The 13,989-nt window shown below is 35.0% G+C and carries 12 protein-coding genes and 3 pseudogenes; 8 read left to right on the forward strand and 7 right to left on the reverse strand.

Translation table 11 applies throughout. From position 1 onward, the window contains the following. Window positions 1–148 precede the first annotated feature (148 nt). Window positions 149–376 (forward strand): hypothetical protein, encoded by a 228-nt coding sequence (locus tag BAU27_RS06895; protein WP_000849114.1) that lies wholly within the window; start codon window positions 149–151, stop codon window positions 374–376. 34 nt (window positions 377–410) lie between these two features. On the opposite strand, the gene BAU27_RS06900 is transcribed toward BAU27_RS06895, so the two are convergent. The 3 genes from BAU27_RS06900 to BAU27_RS06910 are packed head-to-tail and all read right to left on the reverse strand — an operon-like array spanning window position 411 to window position 2,993. Beyond that, window positions 411–1,217 carry an ABC transporter permease gene (locus BAU27_RS06900; protein ID WP_071770465.1) on the reverse strand — a complete coding sequence of 269 codons (807 nt, stop codon included), beginning with the start codon at window positions 1,215–1,217 and terminating at the stop codon, window positions 411–413. Next, entirely contained in the window at window positions 1,210–1,974 is a 765-nt protein-coding gene (locus BAU27_RS06905; protein WP_071744410.1) for an ABC transporter ATP-binding protein, read from the reverse strand. The genes BAU27_RS06900 and BAU27_RS06905 overlap by 8 nt, the downstream gene beginning before the upstream one ends. Window positions 1,975–1,985: 11 nt before the next feature. Further along, window positions 1,986–2,993 (reverse strand): ABC transporter substrate-binding protein, encoded by a 1,008-nt coding sequence (locus tag BAU27_RS06910; protein ID WP_071770466.1) that lies wholly within the window; start codon window positions 2,991–2,993, stop codon window positions 1,986–1,988. Window positions 2,994–3,113: 120 nt separating this feature from the next. On the opposite strand from BAU27_RS06910, the gene BAU27_RS06915 reads away from it, so the two are divergent. Then, a complete protein-coding gene (locus BAU27_RS06915) occupies window positions 3,114–3,410 on the forward strand; it encodes a DUF3986 family protein (RefSeq protein ID WP_071770467.1) in 297 nt (98 codons plus the stop codon). 11 nt (window positions 3,411–3,421) lie between these two features. Beyond that, complete coding sequence (locus tag BAU27_RS06920) at window positions 3,422–3,652, forward strand: hypothetical protein (protein ID WP_071770468.1); 231 nt, start codon at window positions 3,422–3,424, stop codon at window positions 3,650–3,652. 65 nt (window positions 3,653–3,717) lie between these two features. Here BAU27_RS06920 and BAU27_RS06925 read toward each other — a convergent pair whose 3' ends face one another. Further along, window positions 3,718–3,969: a hypothetical protein gene (locus tag BAU27_RS06925; RefSeq protein WP_071770469.1), complete on the reverse strand. Its 252-nt coding sequence runs from the start codon at window positions 3,967–3,969 to the stop codon at window positions 3,718–3,720. Between the two features lie 145 nt (window positions 3,970–4,114). Between BAU27_RS06925 and BAU27_RS06930 the strand changes: the two are divergent. From BAU27_RS06930 to BAU27_RS32770, 3 genes and pseudogenes are all read left to right on the forward strand, one after another. After that, window positions 4,115–4,771, forward strand: a pseudogene (locus tag BAU27_RS06930) (YwbE family protein). Between the two features lie 184 nt (window positions 4,772–4,955). Next, window positions 4,956–7,022: an LTA synthase family protein gene (locus tag BAU27_RS06935; protein WP_071770470.1), complete on the forward strand. Its 2,067-nt coding sequence runs from the start codon at window positions 4,956–4,958 to the stop codon at window positions 7,020–7,022. 355 nt (window positions 7,023–7,377) lie between these two features. Continuing rightward, window positions 7,378–7,729, forward strand: a pseudogene (locus BAU27_RS32770) (ABC transporter permease subunit); the annotation flags it as partial. A gap of 44 nt (window positions 7,730–7,773) precedes the next feature. On the opposite strand, the gene BAU27_RS06945 reads toward BAU27_RS32770, so the two are convergent. Beyond that, window positions 7,774–8,583 (reverse strand): alpha/beta fold hydrolase, encoded by an 810-nt coding sequence (locus BAU27_RS06945; protein ID WP_071770471.1) that lies wholly within the window; start codon window positions 8,581–8,583, stop codon window positions 7,774–7,776. A gap of 21 nt (window positions 8,584–8,604) precedes the next feature. After that, entirely contained in the window at window positions 8,605–10,632 is a 2,028-nt protein-coding gene (locus BAU27_RS06950) for a catalase (protein WP_071770472.1), read from the reverse strand. 172 nt (window positions 10,633–10,804) lie between these two features. Here BAU27_RS06950 and BAU27_RS06955 point away from each other — a divergent pair, with 172 nt between their 5' ends. Together BAU27_RS06955 and BAU27_RS06960 are read left to right on the forward strand one after the other, a co-directional pair. Further along, window positions 10,805–12,034 carry an ATP-binding protein gene (locus BAU27_RS06955; RefSeq protein ID WP_071770473.1) on the forward strand — a complete coding sequence of 410 codons (1,230 nt, stop codon included), beginning with the start codon at window positions 10,805–10,807 and terminating at the stop codon, window positions 12,032–12,034. A gap of 25 nt (window positions 12,035–12,059) precedes the next feature. Then, window positions 12,060–13,277 carry an ATP-binding protein gene (locus BAU27_RS06960; protein WP_071744421.1) on the forward strand — a complete coding sequence of 406 codons (1,218 nt, stop codon included), beginning with the start codon at window positions 12,060–12,062 and terminating at the stop codon, window positions 13,275–13,277. A 147-nt stretch (window positions 13,278–13,424) separates the two neighbouring features. Here the strand turns inward: BAU27_RS06960 and BAU27_RS06965 are convergent. Next, window positions 13,425–13,989 (reverse strand): annotated as a pseudogene (locus tag BAU27_RS06965) (collagen-like protein); the annotation flags it as partial.

Raw genomic sequence — 13,989 nt, forward strand, 5'->3', positions numbered from 1 at the left:
TAAAATTGAAAATTCTGTCTTTTTTAAAAAAGAAGAAGGAACTGAAGCTTTAAAATAGAATTAGTATAAAAATGTCACAAATTAGACACAATTATAATGCGCATATTATAGGGGCTATAAGTTTACTCTCGAGGAGGTAATGAAGCGTATGAAAACGATTCTTGCGGTTGCTGGTCTCATTTGGGTAATGTCTCACGGTTTTCCGATTTTTGAAGGAGAGCAAATTCGTAGTGCATTAAATAAAGAGTTTAATGATTATCATATTATTGATCGAAAAGATAATGTCGTTACAGTGCGTGTGAAAGATTGTTTCCATACAGTTACGGTTGCGAATGGGAACGTTACAAATGAATCAAAAATGTGCGATAAAAGATAAAAGAAAGAAGCTGACTCTGGCGTATCGCTCTAAGTCAGCTTTTTTTTCGTTTTCCGATAAGGAGTTTTTCAAACGCCTCGACAAATACATACATAAGAGTTGCGAGGACGCAAGTGAGCAATACACTGAGCAAGACGAGTGTGAAGTTAAAGACTTGGAATCCATAGCTAATTAAATAGCCAAGTCCTTGTTTAGAAACGAGGAGTTCTCCAAAAATAACACCGACCCACGATAAGCCAACATTCACTTTTAACGTTGAAATAATTGCAGGGAAAGATGAAGGGAGAATAACGTGCGTATAGCATTGCCATTTATTTGCGCCAAATGTGTCCATGACCTTTATATAGTTGGAATCGACTTCTTGAAATGCGCTGTAAATAACGAGAATGGTAATGATGATGGAGATGATTACTCCCATTGCGATAGAAGATGAAATGTTTGGACCAAAAATAACAATGATAATTGGACCGAGTGCAACTTTTGGCATTGCATTTAGGACGACGAGATAAGGATCAAGTACACGGGCCAAAAGTGGCATCCACCAAAGGAAAGTAGCAATAATAGCTCCGAGTACAGTTCCGAGAATAAAACCTACTCCGGTTTCCAGTAATGTCGTCCATATGTGAATCCAAAGTGAACCGTCAATCCATTTCGCTAAGAAGAGATCCCAAATGCTCGAAGGAGAGCTAAAGAGTAAAGGATCAATCCACTCCTTTTTACTAGCTATTTCCCATAGTGCAAAAAAGAGGATGAGCAGTAAAAGCTGTAAAGAACGTGCTAACCATGCGTGCCTACGTTCTTTTTTTCGAAACTGTTCATGTAGTTGGTTTATATTATCCAAGTCGTTCCAACTCCTTCCATATTTCTTGGAAGAGGGATGGGAAGTCATGGTGGTGGCGTGCTTCTAACGGTGATAAGGAACGAATACTTTCTGGGACGATGAACGTTTTTGCAATTTTTCCAGGGTTCGCCTGCAGTAAATAAATACGATCACTCATCGCGATTGCTTCTTCAATATCGTGTGTCACGAGTAGAGATGTTTTTTTATAGTTACGTAATAATGTGAAGACGAGATCTTCTAGTTTTAACTTTGTTTGATAATCGAGTGCGGAAAATGGTTCATCCAGCAATAAAATTTTTGGATCGGTCGCTAACGTTCGAACGAGTGCTGCACGTTGGCGCATACCGCCGGATAGTTCGCGAGGATATTGCTGTTCTATATCATGCAAACCGACTTGTTGTAAAAGCTTTAATGTATGTTCTTTCGTATATTCGTCATAAATCTTCCGAATATGAAGTCCGAGCATAATATTTTCTTCAATTGTTTTCCACGGAAACAAGTAATCTTGCTGAAGCATATAGCCCATAGATGGGGTCTTAGTTGTAATCGGTTCACCATCTAAAAATACGATACCTTCAATTGGATCAAGTAGCCCTGCGATGATGGAGAGGAGCGTTGTTTTTCCGCAACCACTCGGACCAAGAATAGAAATAAATTCTCCTTCTTCTACTTGTAAACTCATATCTTCAAGAATAAGTTTGGCATTTTCTTTTGCAAAAAAGCAGTGAGAAACGTTCCGTATTTGTAAAAAGCTCATACACTTCGCCTCTATTTCTTAATAACGCTTTCGGCAATTTTTGTATTGACGAGCGTTTCATGTGGAACTTCTTTTTGCAATTCACCAGATTCTTTCATAATCGTTTGGAGCTGTTTCCATTCAGAAGCATCTAATAATGGATTTGTCGCATAAGAATGTTGTTTTTTGTAGCGCTCAATTACTTTCACTGAAATGTCTTTTGAAGTGTCTTTAAATAGTGGTGAAACAGCATTGGCAATCTCTTCTGGACTATGTGTATCAACCCATTGCTGCGCTTTATATAGTGCGCGCGTGAATTTTTCAGCAGCAGCTTTATCTTTCTTTAAGAAACTTTCCTTTGCCATAAACGTTGTATACGGAACAGTGCCAGATTCAGCTCCGAAAGACGCGACGATATAACCTTTTCCTTCTTTTTCAAGTATACTTGCAGTCGGTTCAAAGAGCTGTACAAATTCTCCTGTACCAGATGAAAAGGCATTTGCAATATTAGCAAACTCGATATTTTGAATTAAGTTCGTATCTTTGTGAGGATCAATGCCATTTTTCTTTAAAACATATTCCCCAACCATTTGCGGCATGCCGCCTTTACGCTGTCCTAAAAACGTAACGCCTTTTACGTCATTCCAATTAAAAGAATCTAATTTTTTACGAGAAACTAAAAATGTGCCATCTGTTTGTGTAAGTTGAGCAAAATTAATGACAGGATCTTTTGCTCCTTGTTGATGAACATAAATAGACGTTTCTGAACCAACAAGTGCAATATCGATTCCGCCAGATAAAAGAGCGGTCATCGTTTTATCTCCGCCAGCTGTTGTTTGTAAGTCAATATTTAAACCTTCCTCTTTAAAAAATCCTTTTTCAATTCCAACATATAATGGTGCGTAGAAAAGAGAGTGGGTAACTTCGCCAACGCGAATTTTTTGATCTTGTTCTTTCGTACTTTCCTTTGGGCTACTACAAGCAACGAATGTGAAAACAGCTAGTAACATGATGCAAAAAACGGTAATTAATTTTTTCACTATATGACACCTCCTAGAAGTCAATCTACAAGCATAATATGTAGGTAAGTGCCCATATGTGAGTATAGATAGCAGGAATTTTTTGGGTAATAAAGAAGTACAAATATAAGGGGTGATAAAATGGAGTATGAATACGACGATAGCGTTCATTTACATCTTGATTATTTCGGAACTGAATGTGATATGGAATCGATTGCTTATAAGAGGAAGCATGAAGACGTGTGGGATGTGTATTTTAATTTTGGAGTATACGGTCTTCAGAAAGAGGAGATAGAGACAGGCCGGTTTATGGACGAATATGCTGGTTATTATGTTTTTTCTGTACATGTTCGTGATTTGAGCTGGGAATTTGGAAGTGCACAGTTTGAGGAATGGGTCTTGAAGAACCATATCGTAGAAAGAACGCTTCAAAAATAGGGAGGAATTTCGTGGTTGAATTTCTCATCTTATTGTTTATTTGCGTAACTGGATTTTACATCATGCAAGTGCTCACTTACCGATTTGCAAAGAAAAATATTCATAAATACAAAAGATTGAAATTGGTTCATATGTGGTTAGATATGACTATGAAAAAGGGTCCGAGATTAGATTTTTTTGATTTTGTATTTATAGCAATCGTAAGTATCATATGGAAATTATGGATGCTTCCTCTTGTATAGTAAACATGCTAATCATCGTATCCTAATAAATTATGAAAAGAACCTGTCATATGACAGGTTCTTTTCTATAATAATAGTTTTCCGAAACTTGTGCCGACAAGTAAAACCGCGCTTGCAAAAATTATAGTAAAGATTATTTGTTTCTTTTTATAATTTAAAATGGTAATTGCTAAAAAAGAAAAGAGGATAAGGGTATGAGAAAACAATCCAAGTTCTAACGGCTTGTGAGAAATAATTTGAATGAAGAATGGAACATATAGTATGAAATAAATAATGAGGAACATGATTTTTGGAAACGAGATTATATGTGTATTCATATTGCCCCCCCTTTTTTTCAATTGTAGCATGTAGTGTTACATGGGAAATCCAATGTATACGACAAATTACGACAAATGGGTTCATGCATATTTGTTATTCTATTAAAGGTCATTATTTGTAATGTATATATAGGAGGATTTTTTAATGTTAAAGAAATTATTATTATTTGTACTTACGGGCTTATGTGTAGTTATTTTAACAGCTTGTAAAGATGAAGAGGACAAGCTGAAGGCAACGGAAGAACAGAAAATAGATGAAAAGAAAGTTGAAGAAGATAAGAAGGTAGAAGAGGAAAGTAAACAAGAAGAACAACAAAAGGCAGCGGAAGAAAAGCATAAGCAGGAAGAGCAGCGAAGAGTAGAAGAAGAAAAGCGTAAGCAAGAAGAACAACAAAGAGTAGAAGAAGAAAAGCGTAAGCAAGAAGAGCAGCAAAGAGTAGAAGAAGAAAAGCGTAAGCAGGAAGAGTAGCAAAGAGTAGAAGAAGAAAAGCGTAAGCAGGAAGAGCAGCAAAGAGTAGAAGAAGAAAAACGTAAGCAAGAACAGCAGAAGATTCAGCAACAACAGTCTGCACAACAAGAGAGAACGCAGAAACAAGAAAAAACAACAAAAGCAACGGGTGGGAAGCCGACAAGATCACAAATTTCGGTCGGTTCTCATGTAGTCATCCAATTAGATAAAGATTATAGTAAAACTGTGAGCGGTGTTGTGAAAGACATTTTAACAAACACGGAAACACATACGTACGGAATTAAAGTTCGATTACAAGATGGACAAATTGGCCGTGTTCAAAGTGTTGGGTAATGAAAAAGAGATTTTCTTTCTTAGGAAATCTCTTTTTTCTATTCGGTATGTACAAAAGGTAACAGATGACACTATACGGAGGGTGTACATGAGAAGACGTTGTGTACATAATATGTTATGTTTATATAAGTAATATTTTATTACGGTGCGGGGTGAAATTAATAAACAGAAAAGAGGGAATGAATTGAGGGATAATTATTCATTTCATCAGCCAAGAAGAAGTATATTAATTTCAGCGCTTTTAAGTGGTTTAGTAACCTTATATGTTGTACCCACACTTTTCTTGATTTTAAAATATTTTAGTTTAGATGCGATGAAAGATATGTTAAATCAAAAAATTGTTTTAAGCATAATGACAATTTTGATGTGGGTTGTACTACTGTATGTTGCATATTTAAATAAAGGTATAGTTAATAAATTTAAACCGATTATTCGGATTTATATTAGAACTTTTTTAGTAGCTCATGCGGTTACTCTACTTTTTATTTTTATGCAAAATAATATGGATCTCGTAAATACAATGAATTGGATTTACAGCTATAATGCACAGTTTATATTTAGCTTAATTGTAATTTATGCGATATATGTCTTGGTGTACAACGTACTTGGAAAAGTTTTTTTGAGTACTATTTTGACAAGCAGTGTATTAATTATTTTGGCTATTGTAAATCACTTTAAAATTGTTTTTAGGGGAGAGCCGCTATATCCTTCTGATTTTACACAGATTGGCCATATGCAATCTGTTATACCGATGGTGATGGAATATTTTAGTTGGAGTTATATTTTTGTCGTTATCGTAAGTATTGTAGCTTGTATTATAGCGGGGATATATATTAGAAAATATATTCAAGGTGTAAAGATTCATCCAGGAGTAAGAGCCTTCTTAGTAGTAGGATCCGTTTTTGTTTTATATGCGTATGGTAATTTTACGAATACGTTTATGAATAAATGGTTCCAAAAGTCGGGTATAGAGTTCGTTTTGTGGAATCAAAATGAAAATTATGCTTTGAATGGTTTTGTGTTAGGCTTTATAAGTAATCTAGATACGACAGTCATTGAAAAGCCGAAAGATTATTCAAAAGAAAATATGCTTCAAATAGCAAACGACATAAAGAAACAATATGGTAGCAATATAGGGGCACAGAAGCAAGAAGAGAAACCAAATATTATTTTTGTAATGAGTGAATCGTTTTGGGATCCAACGAAATTAACGAATCTTTCCTTTAGTGAAGATCCTTTACCGAATTTGCATCATTATATAGAAAATTTTCCAGGTGGACAAACAATTTCGCCAACATTTGGAGGGAATACTGCGAACGTTGAATTTGAGGCGTTAACGAGTTATTCAATGAGTTTGTTAAAACCAGGATCTATACCATATCAGCAAGTCGTTACAAATAAAATAGAAATTCCATCCATTCCTCGAACGTTGAAAAAAGAAGGGTATTACACAAGCGCTATTCATTCGTTCGGTCGCTCATTTTTTAAACGGGATGATGTATATAAAGTGTTAGGTTTTGATAATTTTAATGCACAAGATACGATGGAAAATGTAGAAGTTGATGGAGATTATATTAGCGATTTATCTATAAGTAAAGAGATAATAGCTGAATTAGAGAAGCAAAAGAAACCTACGTTTGTTCATGCAGTTACGATGCAAAATCATTTTCCATTTACAGAAGGAAGATTTGGCGAAAATCAAATCGGGATTAGTGGATTAGAAAATGAAGAATCGAGGGCTGAATTAGAGACTTATACAGAAGGTTTAAGACGTTCAGATGAAGCTCTTCAATATTTAATAGAGCAACTAGATAGTCTAGATAGACCTACATTATTGGTGTTTTTTGGAGATCATCTTCCATCACTAGGAACAAATAAATCTCTTTATAAAGAGACTGGCTATATAACAAATGAAAAAACGCCAAGTGAACGATTAGCAATGGCACAAACGCCATTATTAATGTATGCCAATTTTGATATACCAAATGACAATCTAGGTTCAGTAAGTCCAATTTATTTTTCAAATCTTGTCCTTGATTATGCTGGATTAAATAAGGTACCGTTCTATCAATTTTTATCGAAGTTATATGAAGAGGTTCCCGTACTTCGTGACGAATTGATGATAGGAAAAGACGGAGAAGTAATAAAAAATTTAACAGCGAAACAAAAAGAAATGTTAAAGCAATATGAGTTTATTCAATATGACTTACTCGCCGGAAAGCAATATAGTAAGGATATATTATTTAAATAAGCGAAAAAAAGAACTTGTATACGATACAAGTTCTTTTTTCATAGTATTTAACGGGGTAAACAGACAATCTGGGTTTAGGGAGTATTACCTGTACATTTAGTATAAATTAAAATAGAATCGTTTTATTGATTGATTTGTGAGAAGTGTGTGAATTTTTCGTTTAGTTTATAATTGGATATTTTTTTATTCAGATATATGTATGAAGAATCAGTTATAATTAAGGTGTGTGGTAATTTTAAAAAAAGAGGTGGGATATTGAATAGTTTTTGGGGCAGGAAAATAATAGAATTTCTTATTTGTACCATTATATATTCTATTTGCTATTATATATTACCGAGTGAATCGTATTACAGGAGGAGCTTCAAAGTGTCGGGTTATTAGAAAGCATATATGATTGTATCTAAAAGAAATTCTTGTCGTTCTTTGGGATTTTAATTGGAGGATGAGGTGTAGATTATGATACGGGGAAACCATACTCACTTAAGAATGAATGGGCGGGTTTAATTGTTCTATACAAAAATGAATTTTTAGTAGCACCATGGATTGTCATTGCACCACTACTATTCTTTACTGTATCTATATTCGTTTTACATATGATGATTAAAGGGATAAAGAAAGAGCCATATGAACAAAGACAGGAAAAGAAGGAAATAGATAAATCATTGTTCATTCTGGTGTCTTCTAAATCGATAGAAAAAGGTAGTTAAGAAAAAGAATTTGCAATAAGGGCAAATTCTTTTTTGTAAAGTAACTATGAATTTAAAAATTTAATAAGTTCTTTATTTAACTCATCCGCTTGATCGATAGGAGAGCCGTGCCCGCTATTTGTAAGAGGGGATATTTCAGAGTTTTTAATTCGCTCTTTTGTTAGCTCAGCGCTTTTATAAGGAATGAGTTGATCGTGAACACCGTGGAATATTTTTGTTGGGACGTTAATTTTACTTAAGTCCTTCGTTACGTCTTCGTTTGCAGCGGCTTGCAAAATTTTGATGAGAGCATATGAAGCGGACTGCATACCAAGATAAGAAAACCATTCTAACGTAGCAGCTCCTAAGTTTCTATTAAAAAATGATAAAGATACATCATTTAGAAATTTAGGCAAATTTACATACATTTGATTAATAAGGGTATCTGCTTGTTCTTTCGGTACGCCGTAAGGGGAGTGTTGGTTTTTTACGAAAGAGGGGGAGACGGCATCGATTAATGCAAGTTTAGAAATATGGCGACCGTTATATCGTGACATGTATCGAATAGAAAGAGCACCGCCGACTGAGAAACCAACTAACGTAGCATTTTCTATTTGAAGTGCTTCTAATACAATTGCGATATCATCAGCTAAACGGTCATATGTGTAACCGGTCCATGGTTTATCAGATTGCCCGTTTCCGCGAATGTCCATGGCGACACAGCGAAACCCGTGCTGTGGTAAAACATTGAATTGATATTGAAACATTTGGTGATTCAAAGGCCATCCGTGTACGAAGAAAACAGTTTTACTGTCAGGACCTGGGTTCATATCTTGCACAAAAATATGTACATCTTTTTCCACTGTAACGAACATGATATATCCTCCTCATGCATTTTAATAGGCTCTCTCCCAAAAGCGCTGTTTTGTCATTGCCTGAATAAATTCATTCGCAAATAGAGTAGGGTTTTGTTCTGTTATAACGCCAGGCTTTTTTTCGATATTTAAAGATTGAATAATAGTAGTTCCATTTTGAAAAGCGCCAATGGGCTTAAAGTGATTATATGATTCTACGACAAATGAACTTGCTTTGTTAAGAAAATGATCATCAAGGTTTCCACCAATAAGAAATAGCCCGTCATAAAGAAGTGGTGATCCTGTTAAGAAAGTATCATCCACTTCCCACTGTACATTTTGTGTTCCTTGCACTATACCTAATCGTTCAGAAATAATTACTGGCTGCAGACCGACTCGTTTGAATTGCTGAAGCATAGATTGTGCGTTTTGTCCGTCATACCCGTTTGCAACAATGACACCTACCCGTAATGTACTTGGACTAAATGTTGTATTTGCCATACTGAGTGCTGGAGATGATTTTGTGACATTGGATTCTTGAACATCTGGTACTGTTGCCCCGACCGCTTCTGCGACTAAAGTAGCCAATTCTGTACTAATATGACCAATCATACTTACGACTTGTTGGCGGACGGATTTACTTTTTACTTTTCCTAATTCAAAGGAGAAGGCTTGCATAATATGGATTTTTTCGACGTGACTCATACTATTCCAAAATAAGCGTGCTTGTGAGAAGTGGTCTTTAAAACTTGCAGATGTTTCTCTCGTTTTATGCCCAGATACAGTAGAAGGGTATGTAACAAATCCACCCTTTGTTCCGGGGACAGTGTAAGGAGAGTTATTAGCTAAGGAGTTATTATGATAAGCGACTTTCCCTTTATCAATTATATATTTAGAAGCACCATCTCTTTGGTTGTTATGAAACGGGTATACCGGACGATTAATCGGTAATTCTTGATAGTTTGTACCGACGCGCGCCAATTGTGTATCTGTATAAGAAAAGAGCCTACCTTGTAAGAGAGGATCATTTGTAAAATCAATACCACGGACAATGCTTCCAGGATGCAGCGCGACTTGTTCTGTTTCAGCAAATACGTTATCAACGTTCCGATTTAACGTCATTTTTCCGATGATTTTAACAGGGAAGTCTTCTTCCGGCCAAATTTTTGTTGCATCTAATATATCGAAATCGTATTTAAATTCATCCTCTTCTTCTAAAATTTGAATGCCAAGTTCATACTCAGGGTAGTTTCCAGCATTAATATTTTCCCATAAATCACGGCGATGATAATCTGGATCAGCACCGCCTAGTTTTTGAGCTTCATCCCAAATTAACGAGTGAACGCCAAGCTTAGGCTTCCAGTGGAATTTTACGAATCGGGACTTTCCGTGTGTATTAACTAAGCGAAATGTATGAACGCCGAATCCTTGCATCATTCGAAAACTTCTCGGAATTGAGCGATCCGACATAATCCACATCATCATCGCAGCTGATTCTTGATTATTGGCGATAAAGTCCCAAAAAGTATCATGTGCTGTTTGCCCCTGAGGAATCTCATTATGTGGCTCGGGTTTAAGAGCATGAATAAGATCCGGAAATTTAATACCATCTTGAATGAAGAAAATTGGAATGTTGTTTCCTACTAAATCGAAATTTCCTTCTTCTGTATAAAACTTAACAGCGAACCCTCGTACATCTCGGTTCGTTTCATTTGCACCTTTTGATCCAGCAACTTCGGAAAAACGAATAAAAATAGGTGTCTTTTTAGATGGGTCTTGTAAAAAATGAGCCATTGTTAAGTCTTCTAAAGATTCATATAGCTCAAAAACACCATGTGCTCCGTAACCACGGGCATGAACGACTCTTTCAGGAATTCGTTCACGGTCAAAATGAGCGAGTTTTTCTCGCATAAGGAAATCTTCTAAAAGTGTAGGGCCACGATCGCCGGCGGTTAAAGAGTTTTCATCATTTGAAATTTTGACACCCGTATTCGTTGTCATCTCTTTTCCTTCATTGTTTTTCGTAAAGGATTGTAACTGTTCTATCTTCTTATTTTCCCGACTATCCATATAAAGCACCTCCCATACTATACGTATTATTGTTCATGGTTTTTATGCTTACATATGGTCTGGAGAAGTATATTATCTATGGATTGATTTTCCTCATTTGTTCAATTTATCTTTGTTTGTCTATGAAAATCATTTATTATAATAAATGGTATTCTTTTGAAGGGGTGTTGAAGTGGAAGAGAGTTTTCTATCAGCTAAAGAAGAAAAAACAAACGCTAAGATTTTCTTATGGGTAATACATATTATTTTAATTGTATATGAGGTTACATACACGATTATGATAGAAGATACAATGCCTTTAGGAAATTGGCATAAAGTGATATGGAAGCTTGCATATATTATGGTTATATTAGGTATTAGTGTTTACTTATTGGAGAGAGGAAAAGCGTATTTAGTTAAATATACATATTTATTTGCATACATGATCGCAGAGATTTTTAATATTGGATGGTATGTTTTTCATAATACAATAGCATTTGATGAAGGGAATGTAATTGAATTTATTTTCATTTTCTTCGTACCGATATTTTTGAGTAAAAGATATTTATTTATCTTAGCGCCATTTCTCATAGGGAAATATATGATATACCTATTTGTATTTGGAGAACTTAACTTGTTTATGTCTCTTGTTATCAATATGTTGTTGCTTTTCGTGTCATTTATTATTTTAAATCGATTTTTACAATATCTTTCAGCAGTAAAGGGACGTATTGCAGAAGCAAGTCAGTCACAAAAATTGGCGGTTATCGGAAAAATGGCAGCGACAGTTGGGCATGAAATTAAAAATCCACTTGCTTCATTAAAAGGGTTTACGCAATTACAAAAAGAGAAACACGAAAAAGATGCAACATATGGACAAATGATTCTTGAAATAGAAAATATGAATAACATGATTAGTGAATTAATGGAGATTGCTACATGTAAACCTTCTATTTATGAAAAACATATTGTAAGTGATGTTTTAGTACAGGCAGTAGAAAATATGCGCGGAAAAATGGACGAGTTAAATATAAATTGCACCTTTAATGAAGAGGAAAATAGAAGTGAAATTGAATGTGATAAACGCAAATTAAAAGGAGTATTTTTGTATGTTATTAAAAATGCTTTAGAGGCAATGGAACATGGTGGAACATTAAAAATACAAGTTGAAAATAAAAAAAGAGATTACGTAATAGTAAGTATAGTAGATAGTGGCTTTGGGATAAAAAAGGATAATTTAGGAAGAGTTAAGAATGCTTTTTATACAACAAAGCAAGATAGAATTGGATTAGGTCTTACGGTAGCAGAGCGAATTATTACAGAGCATCTTGGAGAATTACATATTTCTAGTGAAGTAAAAAAGGGAACGAGAGTAGAAATACTGCTTCCGAAAAAACGTAAGAGCAATGTGACACAAGATTAAGAGGGGTTGTTAAAGGAGTTATCATATGGAAAAAGGCAATATATTTGAAAAAGAAGAGATAAAGGCGTTAAAAATATTTTCAAGCTTATTCTTCTTTATATTTTTTGCGTATGATTTTGCTGAAAAGGCTATGGTCCTTTTATCAGATGAAAATCAAAAACTAGCAGATGTTTTTGGAGAAGGATTAGGTCTATGGCTACATAGTTTGATGATTGGATTATTCCTTGTCGGATTTTATATAATAAAATGGGAAAAGCCGTATATTGTGAAGTATATTATTTTAATTGGCTATAACATATTGGATTTTATTAATAACTTCATTATTTATTACGGAAGTGATGCGGAATTTGATGGTGGGAATATAGTAGAAGGATTCTTTATTTTATTTGCACCGATATTTGTGAATAAGAGGTACTTTTGGTTAGTTGCCGGAACTATTGTTGGAAAATATGTACTTATGGGATTCGTTGTACAATCTTTTATCGTTCTTATCCCAATGGCATTATACAGCGCGTTTGTTATTATATGTTGGATTATATTCTTAAGATTCCAATCTTACGTTCGTACACTTGAAATGATGGACAAAGAAATACAAAAGGTAGAAAAATTAGCGATGGTTGGACAAATGGCAGCTGTAATTGGCGATAAGATTAGAAGACCGTTAGAAAAATTGAAAAAACTTGTGAACAAGCAAGCAAAAAAACATCCAGAAGATAAGATTTATAGTGAAATTATGAGACAGGAAATAGAGCGAATTCATACAATAGCTACAGAACTCAGTGGGTTTGAGAAGCCTAAATCGCTAGAGTCAGAAACTCATAATATTAAAGAAATTATCTCTTATGTTATCAGGGTTATGGAAAAGCCGGCTTTAGAACAAGGGATAAAGATGCATGCTATTTATAGTAAAGATATCCCTTCAATTACATGCGATGAAAAACGATTGAAACAAGTATTTTTTAATTTAATAAAAAATGCGATTGAAGCAATGTCAGTTGGTGGAACTATTACTGTGAAAGTTATAGTGAAAGATGTAATCATTGTGCAAATTATAGATGAGGGATGCGGCATTCCAAAAGATAAAATTCCGAAGCTGAATGAAGCTTTTTACACAACGAAAGAAACTGGAACAGGCTTAGGATTAGTAGTTACGGAAAATATTATTAAAGATCACCACGGTAAATTGAACTTTGAAAGTGAAGTTGGAGTTGGAACGACTGTTGAGATTATGTTGCCGATTTAATGATAGTGTAAGAGATAAATGGAAAACATCACTTAATCAAAAGTGATGTTTTTTGATTTATCTTGCGTTAAGATCCAATTGGTTCAACCAATAATCAGTAGGGAAGGGATCCCCCTACTGAGTAAAGTTTTTTCTATAGAGTACAGTTTAAATAGAGGTAATCAGAAAAATGGAGTATATAGCACTGTCAGTAATCCCAGGGCTAATATAAAGGCATAATGCATCTCCTCTGGAAACTGGATTTCCAATTGTTGTACTAGTCCAAATAACAGTGGCAGGTCCCGGTAAAGGGGTAGGATCATACACTTGAACCAGCTGTGATCCAACGTCTGAAGGAGTAATAGCAAATGTGATTGTTCCAGTGATTTTAGCCGTAGTGGTAAAAGTAATAGTAGATATAACGTGATTAGAGGTAGGGGCGGAAAGGTTTGTTGGGACATTAGTGCAGATTTGAATTGTATAAACTTCTATAGGCAAATTATTTACATTTATAGATGCAGAAAAACCAGCTATATTTCCAGATCCAGCAACTACATAAGGAATAATATTGGAATCAACTGCTGGAGCACCTGCTATACGTTGAAACCCAGTGTTAGTTCCTTGGAAAAGGATGCTTTTTGCTGAACTGCTTCCAGCGGGTCCGGTGTTCCCAGTAGGTCCAGTGCTCCCGGTAGTCCCGGTGTTCCCAGTAGGTCCAGTGCTCCCGGTAGTC

It is taken from the genome of Bacillus sp. NH11B (assembly GCF_001884205.1).
GTDB lineage: Bacteria > Bacillota > Bacilli > Bacillales > Bacillaceae_G > Bacillus_A > Bacillus_A proteolyticus.